This is a genomic window from Amycolatopsis sp. M39, assembly GCF_001651785.1.
GTDB classification, from domain to species: domain Bacteria; phylum Actinomycetota; class Actinomycetes; order Mycobacteriales; family Pseudonocardiaceae; genus Amycolatopsis; species Amycolatopsis rubida.
In genome coordinates, this window is sequence record NZ_LWSF01000004.1 from 476814 (window position 1) to 498759 (window position 21946).

The following is a 21946-nucleotide window of genomic DNA, read 5'->3' on the forward strand; positions in this document are numbered from 1 at the left end:
GCACGGCGCACGCCGACCCGGCGTCGGGCGTCGAATACGCGCTGACGGCGCTGGGCCGCAGCCTGCTGGAGCCGATGAAGGCGGTGTAGGGCCGGGTCGCCGAGCACTGGGAAGAACTGCTGGACGCGCAGGAACGCTACGACACGCCGGTGCGCAGCCCGGCGTAGGAAACCGCCTGCGCCAACGCCTCCGCGTGCCGGGAATCCGCCACCAGCAGCACCGATTCCAGCCCCGCCGCGACCCACTCCACTGGCTGGTCGTGCACGCCGTTGTCGCCCAGCTCGCGGTAAGTGTCCACAACGGACAGCAGCGTCCCCTCCGCGCCGAGCCGGACTCCGGCGATCAGCACGTGGTGCGGCGCGGGCGGCCGCCACCGGTTCGTCCACAGTGGAGGGATGCCGGTGTCGAGATAGTCCAGCAGCGCGCGTTCCGGGGTGTCCGGCGCGCCGAGTTCCGCCGGATCGAGCCGCGCCAGCACCGCCACCCGCGGCAATTCCCACAGGCCCAGCAGCAAATCCGAGACCGTTGAAGCGGTCCACTCCCCCAGCGCCGGAACCACCGCGAGCCGCTCCCCCGACAGCGTCCGGATCGCCCGCGCCAGTCCGGCCGACGAGGTGCCCGCAGCCGTCTCGTCGAACGGCACCGGAAGACGGAAGTCGTCGCGGGACAACGCACCCGCTGGACGGCTGGTCGCCGCGCGCACGGTCCCCGCCGCGATCGCGACCTCGTCCTGGTCCGGTACCGCGATGTCCGCCGCGCGCAGTGCCGCGAGTCCGGTGAAGGCCGCCGCCAAACCGTCCTTCTGCGGCAGTTCCGCTCGGGCTTCGGCGACCAGGCGCGCCCCGCCGGGAAGCCAGTGGACGTCGGAAAGCCCCGTGTTCAGTACCGCCACAGATGCGCCGCCACGATCTCCTCAGGCGCCCGCTCGGCGGCCCACGCCGCGTCCGAGGCGCGCACCGCGCGGAACGCGCCGAGCAGCTCGTCCCCCAGCGCCCCGGACACGCGCGGATTCGCCAGCAGCGCGGTGTCCTGTTCGGACGGACTCGCCGGCAGCGGCAGCACGCCCGCGGTGTTCCGTTCCCCTTCGCTCCAGCCGCCCGGGTCCTCCGCGATCGGCTCCGGCAGCACCGCCGCATCCTCGATCCCGGCCATCCCCGCGGCGAGCACGACAGCCAGCGCGAGATACGGGTTGGCCGACGCGTCCGACGTCTTCAGCTCGACATTCGCGTGCTCCGCTCCGAGCAGCGCCGTGCCCGGGACGTACCGCAGCGGCGCTTCGCGGTTCTCCACGCCCCAGAACGCATACGCGCCAGCGAAAAACCCGGGCCGCAACCGCATCGTCGAAGGGACGCTCGGTGCGGTGATCGCCGTCAGCGCGGGCAGATCCCGCAGCAGTCCGCCGAGGTACGCCGCGCCTTCGCCTTCCGGAACGCCGTCGCCAGCCAGGAGGTTGCGGCCTTTGCGGCGGACCGAAGTGTGCAAGTGCCAGCCGTTTCCCGCGGCTCCGAGGCCGATCATCGGCGCGAAACTCACCACCAGCCCGTGCGCGTGCGCGGCCGCGTGAATGGTCTGGCGCGCCACAAGCTGATCGTCCGCGGCGGACACCGGATCCGTGGCGGCGAGCGACAATTCCAGCTGTGCCACGCCGTATTCCGCGTGCAGCTGGCCGATCTGCAGCCCGTTCGCGGCGAAATCGTGCAGCAGCGCGGCGATGAAGCCGTCGAGGCCGATCAGCGCGTGCGGGCTGTACGCGGGTCCGCGGTGTCCCGGCGCGGACACGACGTCTTCGCTGCCCGCTGGCGCGACGGAAAACTCCAGCTCGTACCCGGCCCGGAATTCGAGACCACGCCGCGCCGCCTCGGCGACCTGCCGCTCCAGCACGGAACGCTGGCAGTACGGCCACGGCGAACCGTCCGCGGCCAGCTGCCGCACCGGCGCCCAGGCGAGCGCAGGCTGCCCGGCGAGCCTGCGGAGGCGTTCCACGACCGGCAGGAGCCGGATGTCGCCCGACGGCGTGCCGAGGCCGGAATGGGCGTAGGTGATGGCGTCGTGGCTGTCGAAGACCGCGAACAGCGAGGTCGCGCCCACGCCGCGGACGGCCGCGTCGGCCAGGCCGCCGACCGGGACCACGCGCGAGCGCGGGATGCCGTTGTTGTCCGCCCAGGCCAGGTGGACGCCGCCGACCCCCGCCGCGGCCAGGTCCTTCGCCGCCGCCGACGCCGCCTTGGTCATGGCAACCTCCTCGGCACCAGTATCGCGGGCCCGCGCCGTCCGGGCCATCCGCGAATGTTCACCCCGGCGGCTCAGCGACCGGCCCGGAGTCGTCACGGCCGCGCAACGCCACCCCGGCGACGACGGCGAGCGTCCCGATCGCTTCGACGACGCTCGGCACCTGCGCGAGCACCAGGAACCCGACGACCCCCGCCGTCACCGGCAGCAATGCCAGCAGCACCGCGAACCGCGCCTGCCCGAGACGGCGCAGGACCACTTGGTCGAGCGCGTACGGCACAACGGTCGACAGCACGCCCACGCCGACCCCGAGCAGCAGCATGCGTGGCGAACCCCACACTTCCCCGGTGCCCAGCGCGAGCGGCGACAGCACGAGGGTCGCCACCACGAACCCGACCGCCAGCGAATCCAGCCCGTCCCCGCCGAGGGCGACCCGCTTGCCGAGCACGATGTATCCCGCCCAAGCAGCCGCCGCGGCCAGCGCGAACACGACGCCGAGCGGACTGCCCGCGATCCGCACATCGGCGATCGCGACCACCCCGAGGGCCACCAGGACCAGCGCGATCAGATCCCGCCGGGTCCGCGACCCGATCGCCGCGACGACCACCGGACCGGCGAACTCCAGCGCGACCACCGTGCCCAGCGGCAGCCGCGCGATGGCCTCGTAAAAGACCACGTTCATCCCGGCAGTCACGACGCCGAAAGCGCCCGCGAGCAGCAACCGCCTGCCCCGCCAGGCGGCTTTCGGCGGCCGCCGCCACAGCACCAGCACGACGGCCGCCCCGAGACAGCGCAGCCACGCAACCCCGGAGGGCGTGGCGTGCCCGAAAAGGTCGACCGCGATGGCCGCACCGGCATACATCGAAATTCCGCTGAGAACGAACAAGACCGGCGCCGGAATCGCGTTCACGCGTTTCCAGGAGAGTGCAATGCCCACTCCCGCATGGTGCCTGACCACGGAAAACGCCCCGCGCCGGGTGGTCTGGTCCTACGGGGTGGGACGCCGTTGCGGCAACCGGGCTAATTCGGCGTGACGCACCTCCCACCGGCGCGGGAACACTTGCGGGCCGCCAAACGTCTGCAAGAGTGGAAGCACGAACACCGCGGAGCCGGAAGCGATCCCCGCCGAAGGCATCGAGACCGAAGTGGGCGTAGCTGGATCGAGGCACCGGGCGACCGGTGCCGGGACGGAGGGAGACCCCCATGACAACACCGACGCTCACCCGCCCCGAATTGACCGCAGCCGACCGATGCGACCGGTGCGGAGCAGCAGCTCAGGTACGCGCTGTCCTCAGCTCCGGAGGCGAGCTGCTCTTCTGCGGGCACCACGCCCGCGAGCACGAGGCCAAGCTCAAGGAACTGGCCGCGGAGATCCAGAAGTAAGTTCGCTCACCGACAGGCAGCTCCCCGGAGGCGGCAGGCGCAGGCGCGCTGGCCGCCTCCGGTGTTTTTCAGGGCCTGTTCTTTGGGCGGAGGCAGGCCGGAAGCCTCGGCTCCCCCGCCCCGCCGCGATTCTCCGCCCCGCCGCGCCGAGACGGCCCGCCCGAATGCCGCATTCGGCTGCACCCGATGCACCCAACGCGGCGTTCGGCACGTCGAGCCACCCAACACGGCATTCGCTGCGTCGAGCGCACCCAACGTGGCATTCGGCGCGTCCCACCCGCCCGACGCGGCACGGGGCGAGGTCAAACGGCACCCTGGCACCGCCTCAGCCGCCCCAGGCATTCCCACCGGCATTCCTGCCGCCACCCGCGCTCGCCGTGCCCGCTGCCTCCCAGCACGCCCCCGGACCGCATCAGCCAAACGTTCCCCTCACGGAACGTCAAAGAGCCCTAAACCCGCACCAGTGCACTCACCCAGCCGAGGCACCCAGCCCTCCCCCAACCCCGATCCGAAGCTACCCTGCGGTTCGGGGTGTCCCACGCAACCCCCACAAGCGATGTCGCCGCCAGGCGANCCGAACCGTCAGCACACTCAAGCTTCGGGGTGTCCCACGCAACCCCCACAAGCGATGTCGCCGCCAGGCGACGAGCCGCCCCCAGCCTCACACCGTGTCCAGAACCACCTCAAACGCCACCTCAGCCGCCCCCAGCAACTTCACATCCGCGCCCAGCGCCGAACTGACGATCCGAGTCCCCCCGGCCGCCCGGGAAACCAAACTCCGCCCCCGGACCTCCTCGGCGACCGCCCGCATCACCGACTCCGGCAGCACAGTCAGCAGGTCCCCGAGCACCACCAGCTCCGGCCCGAGCAGGTTGACCACGTTGACCAGCCCCAGCGTGAGCCACTCCGCGTACTCCGCCAACCGGGAAGCAGCCGTGACGGCATCCAGCCCCAGCTCCCGCAGCTCGACGAGAATCGCCCCGCGCGGCGTGTCCTCCGGCAACCCCAAGGCCCGGCACAGCGCCGCCTCGCCGATCTCGGTCTCCCAGCAGCCGCGGCTGCCGCAGTAACAAGCCCGTCCGCCAGGCCGGATCGCCATATGCCCGATCTCGCCGACATACCCCGCGCCCCCGCGCAGCGAAGACCCCTGTGAAATCACCCCGCCGCCGACGCCGACATCCGCGGACACGTACACCGAATCCGAAGACCCCCGAGCCGCCCCGCGCACATGCTCGGCAACTGCGCCCAGTTCGGCGTCGTTGGCCACCAGGACCGGAATCCGCAACACTCCCGACAGCCGGTCCCCGAGCGCCACGTCGGTCCACCGCAGGTTGGGCGCCTCGTGCACCAGCCCGTCGGCCCGCCGCACCACCCCCGGCACCGACACGCCGACCCCCACCGGCTCCACGCCGAGGTCCCCGGCCAGCACCCGGGTCGACTCGATCACGTGCGTGATCACCTCGTCCGCGGTCCGCGTCCGGGCATGCAGGTTCCAGCTGTTGCGCCCGAGGATCTGCCCGCCGAGCCCGACCAGCGCGATCGCCACGTGCTCGACTTGCAGGTCGACCGCGAGGACGACGGCGGCGTGCGGCTGCGGCAGGACCAGGAGCGAGGGGCGGCCCGCCCCTCGCCCCGGCCTCGGCACTTTTTCCTCGACCACGCCAGCCTCGGCGAGACCGTCGACGAGGGTTTTGATGGTGCTCCGGTTGAGCCCCAGTTCGGTGGCCAGGGCAGCCCGCGTACTGGGCCCGCCGACGTGCAGCAGGCGCAACAGGGTTGTGCGGTTGTGCCGGCGCACCTCGTCCGGGCGGGCGACGGGCGGGCTGCTCACCGGGTCATCTTCCCATCTGCCCTCAGCGTGCCGACGCCTCAGCCCGCCGTCGCGACAACGCGTCCACCGAAGCGGCCAGCAGCAGCACCAGGCCGGTGATGATGTTGACCACCGCGGCCTTCTGCTGCAGCAGGCCCAGACCGTTGTTCACGATCGCCAGCACCGCGCCGCCGATCACCGCGTCCATGATCCGGCCCTTGCCGCCGAACAGCGAGGTGCCGCCGATGACCGCCGCGCCGACCGCGAACAGCAGCGTGTTCAGGCCGCCGGACTGGCCGCTGACGGAACCGACCTTCGACGAGTACACGATCGCGCCGATCGCCGCGAACGACGAGCTGATCACGAACACGCTGGTACGCAGCTTCGGCACGTTGATGCCGGCGCGGCGCGCGGCCTCCTTGTTGCCGCCCACCGCGTACAGGTGCCGCCCGTACTTGGTACGGTTGAGCACGTAGGTGCCCGCCACCAGCAGGACCAGGACGATCGGCACCACGTACGGCACGCCCGCGATCACGACGAGGTCGTTCGACGCCCGGTTGACGGTGAACAGGTAGGTCGCGATCGCGGCGACGACCGCGATGGCGCCNATGGCGCCGACCTTCGCCAGCACGATCGGCGTCGGCTGGACCACCAGCCCGCGCTTCAGCCGCGAGAAATGCTGTCCGAGCGCGAGCACCGCGTATCCGCCGGCCGCGACCACGAACAGCACCCAGCTGCCGGCGACCGAGAGGTTGCCGTTGGCGACCGCGTTGAGCGTGTCGCTCGTGCTGATCGGCAGCGTGCCGCCTTCGCCGACGAACTGCAGGATCACACCCTGCCAGACGATGAACAGCGCCAGCGTGACGACGAAGGAGGGCATGCCGATCTTCGACACCAGGAAACCGGTGATGCAGCCGATCGCGGTGCCGGTGCAGACCGCGATGAGCATTTCGACCCACGCGTTGACCGGCGCGCCGACCAGGATCACCACGATGCCGACCAGCGAAACCGCCGCCCCGGCCCAGATCTTCTGCAGCAGCGCCAGCACCACCGCGAGCACGAGCACCGCGATGAACGTGATGAAGACGCCGGTTCCCATGGAGCCCAGCAGGTTTCCATTGTGGACGTAGTGCATCGCCATCAGCGACGCGCAGACGCCGGACGCGGTGCCCGCGGACAGGTCGATCTCGCCCAGCAGCAGCACGAACACGATGCCCATCGCGATGATGGTCTGCCCCGCGCCCTGCTCCAGCAGGTTGGCGATGTTGCGGAGCGTGAAGAAGTCGCCGGAGAGCGCGCTGAACAGGACAGCGAGCACGATCACGCCGAGCACGGCGGGAATCGAGCCGAGCTGCCCGTCCTTCATCCGCGCGAAGTAGTCCTTGATCGCCTCGCCGGTGGACAGCGAGGTGGTGTCGATGCCGAAGTCGGTGATCGCCCCGGCGGGCGCGTCCGGCGTCTGCGGCTTCTCGGAAGTTTCGGTCATGGCGGGTTCTTTCTCGCTCACAGCGCGACAGCTTCGGGACGGGCCAGGCCGAGATCGCCCGATCGGCCCGCGGTGATGAGTTCGACGACCTGGCTGTGCGTCACGTCGCCGGTCTGCACCTCCGCGACCAGCCGGCCGAGGTACAGCACCGCGATCCGGTCCGCGACCTCGAACACGTCGGCCATGTTGTGACTGATCAGCACCACGCCGAGGCCCTGTTCGGCCAGCCGGCGCACCAGATCGAGCACCTGCTTGGTCTGCGCGACGCCGAGCGCCGCGGTCGGTTCGTCGAGGATGACGACTTTGCTGTTCCACAGCACGGATTTCGCGATCGCGACAGTCTGGCGCTGCCCGCCGGACAGCGAGGAAACCGGGGTGCGGACGGATTTCACCGTGCGCACGCCCAGCGACGCCAGCGTCTCGCGCGCGGCCTTCTCCATGCTGGCCTCGTCGAGCAGCCAGCTGCTGCCGCGCTCGCGGCCGAGGAACATGTTCTGCACGATGTCGAGGTTGTCGGCTAGGGCGAGGTCCTGGTAGACGACCTCGACGCCGAGTTCGGCGGCGTCCTTGGGACCGCGGATGTGCGCGTCCGCGCCGTTGAACCGGACGGATCCGGTGTCGTACGGGTGGATGCCCGCGATGCATTTGACCAAAGTGGACTTGCCGGCCCCGTTGTCGCCGACGAGCGCGGTCACTTCGCCCGCCCGCACGGCGAAGTCCACGTCGTGCAGGACGTGGACCGGGCCGAAGCTCTTGTTCAGGCCGGTGATGTCGAGAATGGGCTCGCTCATGGGATTCGCTTGTCTCTCGCGTGGATACCGGGCCGGGACGCGCGTCGGGGGGACGCGTCCCGGCCCGGCTGCTCTTGCGGACAGGTGCCGATCCGGCCGAAGCAGGCCGCCCCCGAAACGGCAGGCAGCCGTTGCGGCGAAGTCATCGGGCCGTGGCTGTGGCCGGATCGGCGCCATTCGGCACAGCCGGCGTCAGGAGATGCCGTTTTCGGTGCACTTGGCGGCGAGGTCGCCGGTGCAGATGTCGGACGCCTTGACGTAGCCCTGCTGGACGACGGTCTTGATGTCCTTGATCGTGATCAGCTGCGGCTGCAGCAGCACCGACTTCAGGTCGCGGTTGTTCTTCGGGTCGTGCAGCTTGCCGGTGGCGATCGCGTCCGCGCCGGCCTTGTCGTTCTTGGCCAGTGCGGCGGCCAGCTTCGCGGTGTTCTCGGCCTCTTCCTTGATCGGCTTGAAGATCGTCAGCGTCTGGTCGCCGCGCAGGATCGCCTGCAGCCCGGCCGCGGTCGCGTCCTGGCCGGTGACCGGGACCTTGCCGTTGAGGCCGTTCTTCTTCAGCACGGTGATCACCGCGCCGGCCAGTTCGTCGTTCGCCGCGACGACGCCGTCGACCTTGCCGTTGACCCGGGTGAAGATCTGCTCGAAGGTCGTGCCGCCGACCTGGGCGTCCCAGTTGTCGATGGCCTGCTTCTGCACGAGGTTCAGCGCCTTGGAGTCATACAGCGGCTTGAGGACCTTGTCGTGGCCGTTGGCGAACAGGGTCGCGTTGTTGTCCGTCGGCGCGCCCTCGATCTGGACGACGTTGGCGCCCGGCTTGCTCTTCAGCGCGTCCGCGAGGCCCTGTGCCTGGATTTCGCCGACCTTCTCGTTGTCGAAGGAGACGTAGTAGTCGGCCGAACCGCCGAGGCTCGGGCGGTCGTAGTCGATGACCGGGATGCCGGCGTTCTTGGCCTTGGCCTCGATCGCCGCGCCGACCGCCGGGTCGGACGGGGCGATGATCAGCACCTTGACGCCCGAGCTGATGAAGCCGTCGGCGAGGGTGGAGAACTTCTGGTTGTCGCCCTGGGCGTTCTGGATGTCGGCGCTGAAGCCCTGCGCGGAGAGCGCGGCCTGCAGCATCGGCTTGTCGAAGGCCTCCCAGCGGGCCGAGGTGGCGGTCTCCGGCAGGATCACGCCGACCTTGCCGCTGGCGCCGCCGCCGGCCGGGGCGGAGGCGGAGCTGGTGCCGTCCCCCGAGTTCCCCGAGCCCGAGCTGTTGGCGCCGCAGGCCGAAAGCGCCAGGCCGGCGCTCACCGTCGCGGCGATGAGGGTAAGGGTTCTGCTGCGCATCCTCGTTCCTTCTCCGATCATGCTCGCGGGGTGATCGGAGAAGGTCCCCGTGCACCGTCGCAGATATGTTGTGGCCGACAACATATGCCGCGGAGCGGCTCCGCGGAAGATGGCGGGATCGAGTAACCGACACCAAATGGACACAGTTCGGCAACACGGCCCGCATTGAGCGGCCCGTCTGACGGAGTGATCCCGGCCACGTACCGAACGTAACGAGAACTTGTCCGGTCTTGTCCGGTCCGGACGGCAGGGGTGCCCGTTCAGGCGCCCGGATCGAACCGGACGAACCGTTCTACCAGGAGAGGGAGCGCGTTGCGGAGTGCTCCGGCGGCACGAATGCGACACGCACTCTGCGTAGCTCGCTGCGCCGGCCGGCCGCCGCTACCGGCAGTGCGAAGTGACCGGTAAGCCTGTTCGACGGGACACCCCGCTCAGGCCCCCGGCGTGAGCAGCTGCGCGGCCAGAGTGTCTTCCGCCCAGCGCTCCCACACCTCGGGCGGCCATGCGCGGTCACGGGTGAGGATCAGGAACAGCTCTGGGCTGAGCAGCGCGTAGAGGACATCCGCCGCCCTTCCGACGTCGAGACCGGTGGCGGCCCCTGGCTTTCCCGCCAGCGCCTTCGCCGCCGCCGTGTGCACGGTATGGCGCGGATCCTCGTGATCCGGCCACAGGTCGCGCAGCTCAGGGTGAGCCGCGGTCGCGATACGGACCATCTCGGCGACGGCGGCGACGCGTTCGAGCACAGCACGACTGCCGGTGACGAGCGCGTTCAGCGCGCTCCGTGCGTCCGGCGCGTCTGTCGCCCGGGCGAACCACGGCCGCTCCATCGTCGCCAGCGGACCGTCGTCGCCGGCGATCGCGACGTCGACCAGTTCCTTCAGCAGCGCCGGCTTGTTGCGGAAGGTGAAGTAAATGGTCTGGACCGCCACGCCCGCCCGGTCCGCGACCTGCTGAAGCGTGGTCGCGCCGTAGCCGCCGGCGAGAAAGAGCTCCGTGGCCGCCGCGAGGATGCGCCGCCGGGTTTCCGCGGCCCGAGCGGATCGGGCGCCCTTGACACCACTCATGACTGGAGTCAAACACTAGAGTCCGACTCTAGTCAGGGCGAGGAGGGGGACCGGGCTGACGGCGATCGCCAATCTGCGGCAGTCCGAAGCGTGGAACGGCTGGGAGGGCAAACTCTGGGCGGCCCGCCCGGATCGTTACAACGGGATGATGGAAGCCTTCGACGCGCCGCTTTTCGACGCGGCGGGCATCCAGGCCGGGCACGCCGTCCTCGACGTGGGCTGCGGGACAGGGCTCACCACCAGGCTGGCCGCGAGAAAGGCCGGGAACGGGCACGCGCTGGGCATCGATCTTTCGGAGCCGCAACGGGAAAGGGCCCGCCGGGACGCGGCGGCCGAAGGCATCGCCAACATCGCGTTCGAGCGGGGAGACGCGCAGGTGCACCCGTTCGACGGGCCCGGCTTCGACGTCGTCATCAGCCGGGGCGGCGTGATGTTCTTCGCCGACCTGGTCGCGACGTTCGAGCATCTTCGCGAAGCGATGGCTCCGGGCGGGCGGCTCGCCTTCGTGGGACCACAGCCAGGCGACGCCGGCAACGCCTATGCCCGCGCGACTGCGGTGCTCACGCCCTACCTCCGCGAGCCCTCCCCGGCCGCCCGCGGCATGGGTTCGCTGCTGGCCCCCGAGCGGATCACCGACGTGCTCACCGCAGCAGGCTTCCGCGACATCGAGATCAGCCCGGTGAACGCGGACATGGGCTTCGGAGCGGACGCCCGCGACGCGACGGACTTCGTCTTCTCGATGGCACCGATCCGGCACACTCTGCGCAGCGTGGACGCGGACGTCCTCGCCGGGCTCCGTGACCAGGTCCGGGACGCGCTCGGCGAGTTCGAGACTCCGCTCGGGATGCGGATCCCCGGCGGAGTCTGGGTCGTGACCGCCGGGCGTTGACGCCGGGAGCGGCAACGTCGCAGTCAGCGCACGAGGGCGGTCCGGTCCGGCCGCGGGCGGCGCGTCGGGGACACCGGCGGCGCGGTCTTCCCGGGATCGCGTCGACTGCCTGGCGAATCCCGTCGGCTCACCGCTGCCCAGCACCGGAGAACCGGTTCGCCCGCCGGCCCACCGCGACCAGCGACTACCACGAGCGCAGCGTGACGATCCGCTCTTCGAGCTGCTCCACCGTCGCCATCGCGGTGGGCGGGCCGCCGCACTGGCGGCGCAGTTCGTTGTGGATCGCGCCGTGTGGTTTCTTCGTGCGGTGGTGGTACACGCCGACCAGCGCGTTGAGTTCCTTGCGCAGCGCGCCGAGCCGTTCGCTCACCGACTGCGACCGGACCGGCGGCGCGGCCGGCTCCTCGGTCTTCGGCTTGCGCCGCTTCTCGTCGGAGACCTGCTCTTCCTGCCGCTTGCGCAGCAGCGCGCGGACCTGGTCGGGCTCCAGCAGGCCGGGAAGGCCGAGGTACTCCTGCTCCTCGTCGGAGCCGGAGAAGACCGCGGTGCCGAACGAGTTGCCGTCGTAGATGACCTGGTCGAGTTCGGCCGAGGCGTGCAGCGAAGTGAACGCCTTCTCCTCCTCGCCCGGTTCGTCCTCGGTGCGGTTGGCCTGGGCGAGCAGTTCGTCGTCCCAGCCTTCCTTCTCCCGATGCGGTTTGCCGAGCACGTGGTCGCGCTGCGCTTCCAGCTCGCTGGCCAGCTCCAGCAGCACCGGCACGCTCGGCAGGAAGATGCTCGCCGTCTCGCCCTTTTTCCGGGCCCGCACGTAGCGGCCGATGGCCTGAGCGAAGAACAGCGGGGTGGACGCGCTGGTCGCGTACACGCCGACGGCCAGCCGCGGGACGTCGACGCCTTCGGACACCATCCGGACCGCGACGATCCAGCGTTCCCTGGTCTCGGAGAACTCCTTGATCCGCCCGGACGCCTTCGGGTCGTCGGACAGCACCAGCGTCGGCGTTTCGCCGCAGATCCGCTCCAGGATCTTGGCGTAGGCGCGCGCGGTTTCCTGGTCGGTGGCGATCACCAGGCCGCCCGCGTCCGGGATTCCTTGCCGTACCTGGCTGAGCCGCGTGTCGGCGGCCTGCAGCACCGCCGGGATCCACTCGCCCGCCGGATCGAGCGCGGTACGCCAGGCACGCGCGTTCTGCTCCGCGGTGAGCGGTTCGCCCAGCCGCGCGGTGAACTCCTCGCCCGCGCTGGTGCGCCACGAGGCCTCGCCGGAGTAGGCGAGGAAGACGACCGGCCGGACCACGCCGTCGGCGAGCGCGTCGGAGTAGCCGTAGGAATGGTCTGCCTTGCTGCGCTGGAACCCGCCGCCGTCCGGTTCGTAGGCGACGAACGGGATCGGCGAGTCGTCGCTGCGGAACGGCGTCCCGGTGAGCGCGAGCCTGCGGACCGCGGGCGTGAACGCCTCGCTGGTCGCGTCGCCCCAGGACTTCGCGTCGCCCGCGTGGTGGATCTCGTCGAGGATCACCAGCGTCTTGCGGTTCTCCGTGCGCACCCGGTGCAGCGTGGGGTGCGCGGCGACCTGCGCGTAGGTGACCGCGACACCGCGGTAGTCCGACGACGTGACGCCGGTGGTGTTGCGGAAGTTCGAGTCGATCGGGATGCCCGCCGCCGCGGCCGCGGACGCCCACTGGTGCTTCAGGTGCTCGGTGGGCGTGACGATCGTGACGGCCTCGACGGTGCGGTCCGAAAGCAGTTCGGCGGCGATCCGGAGGCCGAAGACGGTCTTGCCCGCGCCCGGCGTCGCGACCGCGAGGAAATCTTTCGGCCGGCTCGACAGGTACTTCGTGAGCGCTCGGCGCTGCCAGGCGCGCAGCGGGCGCGCGGTGGAGTCCTTCTCTGCGGGCGGCGCCCCGAGGACCGGCTGGGTCGTCTCGGACAAAACTCGGTTCACCCCCTCCTCGGACCGCTCGGCGCGGCCGTGACGTGCGAAAACCCCCACTGTGGCACCGGCTTCGCCGCCGGGCGCCGCGATGAGGGCACGTCGGCCAGCTTACCTTCCGAGTCCCCGGGCGCCCGCCACCGCCACGGGTGGTGTCGTCCGACACGCTCCCTCTCGGCGGGGCTGACGAGCCAAAACCGCACGCATGGACCATGCTGGGACACACCATGGGCGAGGTGACACCGGACGCCGGCGAGGCAGAGCCGAACAAGAGCGTGCCGGAGAAGACCGTGCGCAGAGGGCCGTGGCGGCTCATCACCCGCACGCTCGCGAAGGCGTGGGACGGCAACATCTTCTCCGAGGCCGCCGAGGCGGCGTTCTGGCAGACGCTGTCGCTCCCGCCGCTGCTGCTCGGGCTGCTGGGCAGCGTCGGCTTCATCGGCGAGTGGTTCGGCCAGAACGTGGTCACCGCGGTGCACGACCGGATCATCACGTTCAGCCACACCATCTTCAGCGCCAACGCGGTGCAGGAGATCATCGAACCGACGGTGAACAGCATCCTCACCGTCGGCAAGGGCGAGATCGTGTCCGTGGGCTTCGTCATCTCGCTGTGGGCGGGTTCGTCGGCGATGTCGTCGTTCGTCGACGCGATCACCGTCGCGCACGACCAGTACGGCGTCCGCAACGAGGTGTGGCAGCGGATTTTCGCGCTGCTGCTGTACCTGTGCGCGCTGATCGGGCTCGTCGTCGGGCTGCCGCTGCTGGCGATCGGGCCGGACCTGCTGCCGGAGTTCTTCCCGCTCGACTGGCGGCCGACGGTCTCGTCCTGGGTCGGCACGCTCTACTACCCGGTGCTGGGCGTGATGATCGCGCTCGCGCTGACGACGCTGTACAAGCTCGCGCTGCCGCGCCGGCTGCCGTGGCACCGCGGGCTGCCGGGCGCGATGCTGGCCGGCGTGGTGTTCCTGGTGTCGAGCATCGGGCTGCGGATCTACCTGAACTGGATCACCAAGACCGGCTACACCTACGGCGCGCTGGCCGCCCCGATCGCGTTCCTGCTGCTGATGTTCTTCATCGGCCTCGCGGTGGTCGGCGGCGCGTACTTCAACAGCGCGATCCAGGAACTGTGGCCCGCGAAGGCGACCCGGCGGCAGCGGCGCAAGTGGCGGCGGCTGGAGATGGAACGCGCGAACGAGCGGATGCGGGCCGAGGAGGGCCGCCGGCTGTGGGACCGCACGACGATGCCGTTGCGGCGGCCGAAACGGCACCCGGATGACTCCGAGGAAGGCCACGACGAGCCGAACGGCGCCGAGGTGAACCACCCCGAATCGGAGACCGTCCGGCTCGCGCGGCCCGAGCGTCCGGACGAACGAACCGGTTCCGAGCCGTCTCCCGGCCCGGAACCGCGCTCGCAGCAGGGCTGAGGTCAGCCCTGGCGGAACCGCCACGTCTTGCTGTCGAAAGCGATGCAGACGCTCGGCGACATCACGACCACGCGCAGGGTGCCGCCGTCGCGTTCGTCGTAGTCGATGCCCTCCACCTCGAAGTTGCCGCCGCATCCGCTTTCCAGCGGAAGCTGGCCGAGCGAGGTGACGTGCCCGGTGACGTCGGAGCCGGCGACCGAACCGGAGAGATCGACCTGCAGCAACGGTTTGGTGGTGCCGAAGAGGCTGCCGTCCGGGTCGTCGGAGGAGCACATGAGCCGGGTCGCGGACACGAAATCGCAGCCTTGGACGTCGCGCACCGGGTGGTCGAGCCGGATCGCCGACGCGTACGGCAGGTTCTGGCCGGGATCGGCGGCCGCGACGCCGGGCATCGGGTAGACGAGCAGGCGGTCCATCGTGCCCCACTCGCCGGACACCAGCCAGCGCGCGTCGGGCGACACCGCGGCGAACGAATTGTTGTTGGCCTCCCACGACTCCAGCGCGTGCTGGTAGTCGGCGCGGGAGCCGTCCGGCGCCTCGACGCGGAAGAGTTTCGCGCCGCGGTCGTCGCGCTGGTAGGGCTCGACATACCAGCCCTTCGCCGACCCCGGGTCGCCGATGTGGTTCCAGCCCTTCGACGCGAGGCCCGGGTCGACCGTGCCGAGGCCGGTGTAGCGGATGCTGGTGCCCGACGAGCGCTCGACAGTGGCGAGGCCCTGGCTCTCGTCGAGCGGGCGAGCCCGGTCTGAGCCGACGGTGGTCCATCCGGTCACCGCGTCCGCGGCACCCGCCGCGACGGTGCTGAAGGCGGACATCAGGACGACGAGGGAAAGCACGATCCCGGTTGCGCGCATACGGGGACACTCCTGCGGGGAGGCGACTGGCCGGAGTGCAGGTCTACCAGTTCCTCCCCGGGTGCACAGCCACCGAGTGAAGGGTTTTCACCTTTGTTCCCGCGCACCGGGACGCGCGGGAAGCCCGCTCAGTCGTCGGCGCCGGGACGGAGGCCCTCGTAGATCTTCTTGCACTTGGGGCAGACCGGCGACCCCGGCTTGGGCGACTTCGTGACCGGGAAGACCTCGCCGCAGAGCGCCACGACGTGCGTGCCCATGACCGCGCTCTCGGCGATCTTGTTCTTGCGCACGTAGTGGAACATCTTCGGCGAGTCGTCGTCGGTCGACTCGGTGCTGTCGGTCTCCGGCTTGGTCAGCGTTTCGGTGCTCACCCCACCATCATGCCTCAGCGCCGCGCCCGCGGTAATGCCCGGCTAGGCTCGCTTGACCTGCCATGGGACCCTTCAGGAGCCCGGATGCCGCACGAGTCCGCACCCCGCTGGCACAGCTGCCTCGCCCTCCTCGGCGGCGACCACCACGTCGGCCACGACGCCTGGGCCGACCTCGAAACGCGCTACACCGAACCGCACCGCCGCTACCACGACCTGGCCCACGCCACCGCCGTCGCGCACGACGCCGAGCAGCTAGCGGCCGATTTGCCCTTCCACGAACGCGCTGTCGTCGTACTAGCCGCGTGGGCACACGACGTGGTCTACGACGCCGTACCCAGCGAAGACGAGCAGCGCAGCGCGGAGTGGCTTCGCCGCTGGCTCACGCGCGCCGGGATTGCCGACGCGCACATCGACAGGGCCGAAGCGCTCGTCCTAGCCACCGCCACCCACGAAGCCCCCGAAGACGACTTCGCGGCAGCAGCCCTCCTCGACGCCGACCTAGCCATCCTCGGCGCACCACCTGCTGCGTACGCCGCGTACGTAGACAACGTGCGTCAGGAGTACGCGCGCTACCCCGACGACGCCTGGGCGACCGGCCGCGCCGCTGTCCTGGAAAGCCTCCTCGCGCGGCCCGTGCTGTACCTCACCGAAAGCGCCCGCTCACGCTGGGAAGCCGCCGCGCGGCGAAATCTGCAGGCAGAACTGACCCGATGCCGCAGTGTGCGCGGCGATCACAGATGATGTCCGTTCGTGACCACCCAGACCACTCCCCTGTTCGTCCACGAGGAAGTCGCCTCGGCGTTGCGTGACGGTCACCCCGTCGTCGCCCTCGAAAGCACGATCCTTTCGCACGGCCTCCCGTACGGACGGAATCTCGACGTCGGCCGTCGCATCGAGCAAACCGTACGAGACGGCGGCGCCGTGCCGGCCACCATCGCCGTACTGGACGGACGGCCGGTCATCGGCCTCTCCCCCGCCGAACTGGAGCGCGTCTGCGCCCCCGGCGCCGGCCTGGACAAACTGTCCCTGCGCGACCTGGGTCCCGCAGTCGGCCTCGGCCGCTCCGGTGCCACCACCGTCGCCGGCACCTCGGCGCTCGCCGCGGCAGCCGGGATCGACGTCTTCGCCACCGGCGGCCTCGGCGGCGTGCACCTGGGCGCGGCACAGAGCTGGGACGTCTCGGCAGACCTCGGCGTCCTCGCCAAGGCGCCGACCGTAGTCGTGTGCTCCGGCGTGAAGTCCGTCCTGGACATCCCCGCCACTCTTGAGGTGCTGGAAACGAACTCGGTGCCCGTCCTCGGCTACCGCACCGACGACTTCCCCGCGTTCTACCTCCGCTCCTCCGGTCACCCCGTCGGCTGGCGCGTGGACGACCCGGACCAAGCCGCCGCAGTCGTCTCCGCCCACCGCCGCTACGCGAATTCCGGCGTACTGCTGACAAACCCGATCCCGGAAGAGTCCGAAATGGACCGTTCCCTGCACGATCGCCTGCTGCGGGAAGGCCTGGCGAAACTGGCCGACGCCGACGTGCGCGGCGCGGACGTGACCCCGGTGCTGCTCGAACACTTCCACACCGCCAGCGAAGGCGTCAGCATCGACGCGAACGAGGCTTTGGTGCTGTCCAACGCCAAACTCGCGACCGAGGTAGCGGTGGCCCTGTCGTGACCGGAATCGCAGTAGTCGGCGACGCGGGTCTCGATGTCGTCGCCCGGCACGACCAGCCTCTCCCCCACGGCGGCGACGCCCGAGCAGCAATCCGCTTCACCGGCGGCGGCGCCGGAGCGAACACCGCACTGTGGCTGCGCTCCCTGGGCGCGGAAACCACCCTGATCGCCCGAATCGGCGACGACTCGGGCGGCCGCCTGATCCGAGCCGAGCTGGAAGCCGCAGGCGTCCGCTGCGCCTTCGCGACCGACCCTGAAGCTCCCACCTGCTGCGTAGTCGTCCTCGTTGACGGCGAAGGCCAGCGCAGCATGCTCGCCGACCGAGGCGCGAACAAACGCTTCGCCCCCGAAGACGTCACCCCCGCAGCGCTGACCGGATCCACCCACCTGCACCTGTCCGGCTATGTCTTGCTAGACCCCTCCTCGCGCCCCGCAGGCCTAGCCGCCCTCGCCGCCGCCAAAGAAGCCGGGCTGACCACCTCCGTGGACCCCCAAGCAGCCGCCCACATCCACGACCCCGCAGCCTTCCTGGACGACGTACGCGGCACCGATCTGCTCATGCCGAACACCGAAGAACTGGTCGCCCTGACCGGCTCCTCCGACCCCGCCTCCGCCACCGAACTACTGAACACCGTCGGCGCGGTAGTAGTAACCGCGGGCTTGGACGGCGCCAGCTGGATCGACGCGACCGGCGTCTCCTCAGTCCCCGCAGTGGAAACGGCTTGCGTGGACTCCACCGGCGCCGGCGACGCCTTCGACGCAGGCGTCCTCACCACCTGGCTGGCCGGAAAGTCCACAGTGGACGTCCTACGCACAGGCACCCAACTAGGCGCACTGGCGGTAAGCCGCATCGGCCCCCAACCCTGAGACAGCAGTCCGTGAGGGGGACCCTGAGGGAATCAGATTCCCTCAGGGTCCCCCTCACGNCCCCGAACCGTCAGCACACTCAAGCGTCGGGGTGCCCCACGCAACCCCCACAAGCGATGTCGCCCCCAGGCGACGAGCTACCCGTCGATCACCCGATGCTTCCGCCCCTCGATCTGCCGGGCGTCCCGCGCATACCGATTGACCTTCTCCGGCTTCCGAGGCGGCCGGTCATTGGCGATCAACACCGCGATCCACGGCAGCGGCACGGAAATCACCAGAAACACAATCGCCAGCCACCACGTGTGATAGGTCAGCCCGGCCAGAATGAGGCAGGGAATCCGGCACACCATCATGATGACGTACTTCCGCTTCCGCGCCGCCAGCTGATCGTCCAGCGACGGTTCGGCCTCGGTGATCAACACCGGCTCGGGGCGGGGATCGGCTCCGTGGGGTGCGTTCACAGCACCACCTCCGTGTTCCATCGTCTCACTCACCGCCCTTCCGCGACACCCGGGCGGGCAAACCGGGACAACGCGGCGACGACCAGCGTCTCTACCCCGGTCCGCAAGGTCGGATGCAGCACCGGCGCGAACTTCGACGAGTGATTCGAGGGCACGTCGGTCTCGAACCGCCCCTCGGTCATCGCCGTGATCACCTGCTGCGCGTCAAACCCCCCGACCAGCCAGAACACCGACGGCACCCCCGCCGCCCGCCCGAACTCGCTGAAGTCCTCACTGCCGGTGACCAGCGGCGCGGGCATCGTCGCCTCAGCACCGAAGTGCCCGCGAAACACCTCGGTCAACTCGTCCGAGGCGGCGGTGTCGTTCGCGGTGACCGGATAGGACGCGACGACCTCGACTGTCGGCGGCTGAGGCGCCCCCGCGGCCGCGGCTTCACCGTTCACAATCCGCTCGATCGCCTTGCGCAGCCGCAGCAGCACAGCGTCGTCGAAGGCCCGGGTATTGACCTCCAGCACGGCATGGTCGGCGATCACATTCGCCGCGGTCCCGACATGCATCGAGCCGACAGTCACCACAGCAGGCTCAGTCGCGGCGATCTCCCGCGACACGATCGTCTGCAGCTTGAGCACCACGGACGCCGCCAGCACCGCCGGATCGACTGTGGTTTCCGGCCGCGACCCGTGCCCGCCACGACCGTGCAGGGTGATCCGCAAGGTGTCGGTCGCCGCCATGATCACGCCCGGACGAGTCAGCACCCACCCCGCCGGACCAGGCACGATGTGCTGCCCGAAGACCACGTCAGGACGGCCGACCCGGTCGAAGAGACCGTCGCGAACCATCCCCGCGGCACCGTCCCCGGCTTCTTCACCGGGCTGGAACAGCGCGAGCAACGTGCCAGACCACTCCTCCCGCGAAGCCGCGAGAAGGTGCGCGGCACCGGAGAGCCACGTCGCGTGCATGTCGTGTCCGCAGGCGTGCATCAGCGGCACGTCGCGGCCCTCGGAGTCGACGCCGCGCGCAGTGCTCGCGTACGAGAGTCCTGTCTGCTCCTCGACCGGCAACGCGTCGATGTCCGCACGAAGCAGCACAGTCGGTCCTTCGCCGTTGCGTAGGACGCCGACGACGCCGGTGCGACCGATGCCGGTGTGCACCTCGAAGCCGTCTTCAGTCAGCCGTCGGGCCAGCTCGGCTGCTGTGCGGGTTTCGGTGAACGCCAGCTCGGGATGACGGTGCAGATCGACGTACAGCGCTTCAAGCTCCGGCAGTGCCGCTTCAAGCGGAGCCAGGACACGCTCGGTGGTCTCGGTGGTCACGATGCTCATCGTGGCAGGCTTACCCACCGTGAGCACGAACACGCCTCTCCCTGACCTTTCCGACGACGTCTGCGCGCGGCTGCGCGAAGCGTTCCGACGCACCGGCTACGACGCTGACGGCGTCGTCGACGCGCTCGGCGGCGCAGCGCACGCGGCGCTCGGCCGCGGCGAGCCCGAACCCGCCCGCCGCGCGAGCCTCGACGCCGGCGACCTCGGTGTCTTCATCCGGCTGTTCCTGCTCGGTCTCGCCGAGCCGGAGAAGACCGTCTCGTCGGCGTTCGCGCCGCTCAGCGCGGACGACGCGGTGGCCGCGGGCATCCTGCGGACCGTCGGAGACGAGTTCCGCGCCGCGCTCGACATCCGCCCGCACGGCGACGAGGACGGTTCGTGGTGGGTCGTGTCCGACCTCGACGCCGACATGCTCGGCCACGTCGTGCCCGAGGACCACGTGCTCGGCGTCGGGCACGCGTCGCTGAGCCTGATCCGCGCGACCAGCCGCCGCCCCGTCGGCACCCTGCTCGACCTGGGCACCGGCAACGGCGTCCAGGCGCTGCACGCGACCCGGCACGCGCAGCGCGTCACCGCGACCGACGTGTCTGCCCGCGCGCTCGCACTGGCCGCGGGCACGTTCCGGCTGAATGAACTGGAGGTCGAGCTGCTGCGCGGCGAATGGTTCGCGCCGGTCGCGCGCCGCCGCTTCGACCAGATCGTGTGCAATCCGCCATTCGTGGTCGGTCCGCCGCGCGTCGACTACACCTACCGTGACTCCGGCTTGGCCGGCGACGATGCGAGCGCATTGGTTGTCCGTCAACTGCCGAGCTTCCTCAACGACGGCGGCACAGGTCAGCTCCTCGCGTCGTGGCTGCACCGTCGCGGCGAAGACTGGGGCGACCGCGTCGCGCGCTGGCTGCCGCCTGAGACCGACGCCTGGTTCGTACAGCGCGACGTCGCCGACCCAGGGCTGTACGTCGGCACCTGGCTTCGCGACGAAGGCATCGACCCGCGCTCGCCCGAAGGCCGCGCTAAGGCCGCCGCGTGGCTCGACTGGTTCACCGAAAACGACGTACAGGGCATCGGATTCGGCTTCGTGACGCTGCGGCGCGCGAACGGTCAGACGCCGACTGTTGTTTGCGAAGACCTGCGACAGGCTTACGACGACCCGCTGGGTCCCGAAGCAGCGAACTGGCTCGACCGCGTTGAGTGGCTGCGTACGCACGGCGACAACGTGTTGGACGTAGCGTTTCGGGTACCCGACACAGTGCTGCTCGAACGCGTCGACTCTCCCGGCGACGAAGGCTGGGAAACAACCGTGCGGCGGTTGCACCGCACCGATGGACCCGGTTGGCAGCACGAGGTCGACGAACTCACCACGCGCCTTCTCGCGGGTTGCCGCGGCGCGCTGCCGCTGTCGGATCTGCTGGACCTGCTGTCCGCCGCGCAGGGTCTCGATTCCCACGAACTGACCGCCGCCGCTTTGGCGATCGTCCGCGAACTCGTGCGGCACGGCATGCTCGTGCCGGGTTCGCCGCAGTGAGGGCGGTGGCGGCGCGGGTCACCCGCGCGAGCGTGACCGTCGCGGGGGAAATCGCCGGAGAGATCAAGGAACCCGGGCTGCTCGTGCTGCTGGGCGTGCACCGTGACGACGATCCCGGGAAAGCCGAAACGATGGCCCGCAAACTGCACGAACTCCGGTTGCTGCGCGACGAGGAATCGTGTGCGACGACCGGCGCACCGCTGCTCGTGGTGTCGCAGTTCACGCTTTACGGCGACACTCGCAAGGGCCGTCGCCCGTCGTGGACCGCCGCCGCCCGGCCGGAAATCGCCGAACCCCTGGTGGACGCCGTGGTCGCGGAACTGCGGGGCCGCGGCGCGACCGTCTCGACCGGACGGTTCGGCGCGGAGATGGCCGTGGAGAGCGTGAACGACGGCCCGTTCACCGTTCTCGTTGAGGTCTAGACCACAGTGGAAAAGGCCGCGTAACATCGAAGGCACCGAGCGCGATGAGAGCGCATTTCCCGGAGCGCAGCGGTTCTCAGCAAAACCTCAGTTTTGGTGGAGCAACCGCGAGGCGGGTACGCCCG

21 protein-coding genes are annotated in these 21946 nt (G+C 70.2%); 8 read left to right on the forward strand and 13 right to left on the reverse strand.

Annotated features, from left to right (window positions below; genetic code table 11):
* Nucleotides 1-136: 136 nt before the first annotated feature.
* The 3 genes from A4R44_RS12795 to A4R44_RS12805 are packed head-to-tail and all read right to left on the reverse strand — an operon-like array spanning nucleotide 137 to nucleotide 3091.
* On the reverse strand, nucleotides 137-892 hold the full coding sequence (locus A4R44_RS12795) for a hypothetical protein (RefSeq protein WP_067579504.1): 756 nt from the start codon (nucleotides 890-892) through the stop codon (nucleotides 137-139).
* On the reverse strand, nucleotides 880-2232 hold the full coding sequence (locus A4R44_RS12800; RefSeq protein WP_067579506.1) for a glutamine synthetase family protein: 1353 nt from the start codon (nucleotides 2230-2232) through the stop codon (nucleotides 880-882). The genes A4R44_RS12795 and A4R44_RS12800 overlap by 13 nt, the downstream gene beginning before the upstream one ends.
* A 58-nt stretch (nucleotides 2233-2290) precedes the next feature.
* Nucleotides 2291-3091 carry a DMT family transporter gene (locus tag A4R44_RS12805; RefSeq protein ID WP_067580172.1) on the reverse strand — a complete coding sequence of 267 codons (801 nt, stop codon included), beginning with the start codon at nucleotides 3089-3091 and terminating at the stop codon, nucleotides 2291-2293.
* A 341-nt stretch (nucleotides 3092-3432) separates the two neighbouring features.
* Between A4R44_RS12805 and A4R44_RS12810 the strand changes: the two genes are divergently transcribed.
* Nucleotides 3433-3612: a hypothetical protein gene (locus A4R44_RS12810; RefSeq protein ID WP_037358805.1), complete on the forward strand. Its 180-nt coding sequence runs from the start codon at nucleotides 3433-3435 to the stop codon at nucleotides 3610-3612.
* 661 nt (nucleotides 3613-4273) lie between these two features.
* Here the strand turns inward: A4R44_RS12810 and A4R44_RS12815 are convergent.
* The 5 genes from A4R44_RS12815 to A4R44_RS12835 form a co-directional block, all read right to left on the reverse strand.
* Complete coding sequence (locus tag A4R44_RS12815; RefSeq protein WP_067579509.1) at nucleotides 4274-5443, reverse strand: ROK family transcriptional regulator; 1170 nt, start codon at nucleotides 5441-5443, stop codon at nucleotides 4274-4276.
* A gap of 22 nt (nucleotides 5444-5465) precedes the next feature.
* Nucleotides 5466-6908, reverse strand: coding sequence for a sugar ABC transporter permease (locus A4R44_RS12820; protein WP_067579511.1), 1443 nt, complete (start codon nucleotides 6906-6908; stop codon nucleotides 5466-5468).
* A 17-nt stretch (nucleotides 6909-6925) separates the two neighbouring features.
* Entirely contained in the window at nucleotides 6926-7699 is a 774-nt protein-coding gene (locus A4R44_RS12825; RefSeq protein ID WP_067579513.1) for an ATP-binding cassette domain-containing protein, read from the reverse strand.
* A 192-nt stretch (nucleotides 7700-7891) separates the two neighbouring features.
* Nucleotides 7892-9028: a sugar ABC transporter substrate-binding protein gene (locus tag A4R44_RS12830; protein ID WP_067579515.1), complete on the reverse strand. Its 1137-nt coding sequence runs from the start codon at nucleotides 9026-9028 to the stop codon at nucleotides 7892-7894.
* A 431-nt stretch (nucleotides 9029-9459) separates the two neighbouring features.
* Nucleotides 9460-10092 carry a TetR/AcrR family transcriptional regulator gene (locus tag A4R44_RS12835; RefSeq protein ID WP_067579518.1) on the reverse strand — a complete coding sequence of 211 codons (633 nt, stop codon included), beginning with the start codon at nucleotides 10090-10092 and terminating at the stop codon, nucleotides 9460-9462.
* A 148-nt stretch (nucleotides 10093-10240) separates the two neighbouring features.
* On the opposite strand from A4R44_RS12835, the gene A4R44_RS12840 reads away from it, so the two are divergent.
* Complete coding sequence (locus A4R44_RS12840) at nucleotides 10241-10981, forward strand: class I SAM-dependent methyltransferase (RefSeq protein ID WP_232791582.1); 741 nt, start codon at nucleotides 10241-10243, stop codon at nucleotides 10979-10981.
* Between the two features lie 184 nt (nucleotides 10982-11165).
* Here the strand turns inward: A4R44_RS12840 and A4R44_RS12845 are convergent, their stop codons facing one another.
* Complete coding sequence (locus A4R44_RS12845) at nucleotides 11166-12923, reverse strand: DEAD/DEAH box helicase (RefSeq protein ID WP_369805890.1); 1758 nt, start codon at nucleotides 12921-12923, stop codon at nucleotides 11166-11168.
* Nucleotides 12924-13123: 200 nt separating this feature from the next.
* Here A4R44_RS12845 and A4R44_RS12850 point away from each other — a divergent pair, with 200 nt between their 5' ends.
* Nucleotides 13124-14335 carry a YihY/virulence factor BrkB family protein gene (locus A4R44_RS12850; RefSeq protein WP_095213297.1) on the forward strand — a complete coding sequence of 404 codons (1212 nt, stop codon included), beginning with the start codon at nucleotides 13124-13126 and terminating at the stop codon, nucleotides 14333-14335.
* Between the two features lie 2 nt (nucleotides 14336-14337).
* Here the strand turns inward: A4R44_RS12850 and A4R44_RS12855 are convergent, their stop codons facing one another.
* Nucleotides 14338-15189 carry a hypothetical protein gene (locus A4R44_RS12855; RefSeq protein WP_067579523.1) on the reverse strand — a complete coding sequence of 284 codons (852 nt, stop codon included), beginning with the start codon at nucleotides 15187-15189 and terminating at the stop codon, nucleotides 14338-14340.
* A 128-nt stretch (nucleotides 15190-15317) separates the two neighbouring features.
* The gene (locus tag A4R44_RS12860; RefSeq protein ID WP_067579526.1) at nucleotides 15318-15560 is read right to left on the reverse strand and encodes a DUF3039 domain-containing protein; all 243 of its coding nucleotides are present in this window, start codon (nucleotides 15558-15560) and stop codon (nucleotides 15318-15320) included.
* A gap of 84 nt (nucleotides 15561-15644) precedes the next feature.
* On the opposite strand from A4R44_RS12860, the gene A4R44_RS12865 reads away from it, so the two are divergent.
* The 3 genes from A4R44_RS12865 to A4R44_RS12875 are packed head-to-tail and all read left to right on the forward strand — an operon-like array spanning nucleotide 15645 to nucleotide 18091.
* The gene (locus tag A4R44_RS12865; RefSeq protein ID WP_067579528.1) at nucleotides 15645-16301 is read left to right on the forward strand and encodes a hypothetical protein; all 657 of its coding nucleotides are present in this window, start codon (nucleotides 15645-15647) and stop codon (nucleotides 16299-16301) included.
* Between the two features lie 9 nt (nucleotides 16302-16310).
* Nucleotides 16311-17225 (forward strand): pseudouridine-5'-phosphate glycosidase, encoded by a 915-nt coding sequence (locus A4R44_RS12870; RefSeq protein ID WP_067579530.1) that lies wholly within the window; start codon nucleotides 16311-16313, stop codon nucleotides 17223-17225.
* The gene (locus tag A4R44_RS12875; protein ID WP_067579533.1) at nucleotides 17222-18091 is read left to right on the forward strand and encodes a carbohydrate kinase family protein; all 870 of its coding nucleotides are present in this window, start codon (nucleotides 17222-17224) and stop codon (nucleotides 18089-18091) included. Before A4R44_RS12870 ends, A4R44_RS12875 begins: the two co-directional genes overlap by 4 nt.
* A 137-nt stretch (nucleotides 18092-18228) precedes the next feature.
* Here A4R44_RS12875 and A4R44_RS12880 read toward each other — a convergent pair whose 3' ends face one another.
* Nucleotides 18229-18573 carry a DUF3099 domain-containing protein gene (locus A4R44_RS12880; protein ID WP_067579535.1) on the reverse strand — a complete coding sequence of 115 codons (345 nt, stop codon included), beginning with the start codon at nucleotides 18571-18573 and terminating at the stop codon, nucleotides 18229-18231.
* A gap of 8 nt (nucleotides 18574-18581) precedes the next feature.
* Nucleotides 18582-19874: an amidohydrolase gene (locus A4R44_RS12885; protein ID WP_067579537.1), complete on the reverse strand. Its 1293-nt coding sequence runs from the start codon at nucleotides 19872-19874 to the stop codon at nucleotides 18582-18584.
* A 19-nt stretch (nucleotides 19875-19893) separates the two neighbouring features.
* Between A4R44_RS12885 and A4R44_RS12890 the strand changes: the two genes are divergently transcribed.
* Complete coding sequence (locus A4R44_RS12890; protein WP_338080461.1) at nucleotides 19894-21399, forward strand: class I SAM-dependent methyltransferase; 1506 nt, start codon at nucleotides 19894-19896, stop codon at nucleotides 21397-21399.
* A complete protein-coding gene (gene dtd, locus A4R44_RS12895; RefSeq protein ID WP_037810034.1) occupies nucleotides 21396-21821 on the forward strand; it encodes a D-aminoacyl-tRNA deacylase in 426 nt (141 codons plus the stop codon). Before A4R44_RS12890 ends, dtd begins: the two co-directional genes overlap by 4 nt.
* Nucleotides 21822-21946 lie beyond the last annotated feature (125 nt).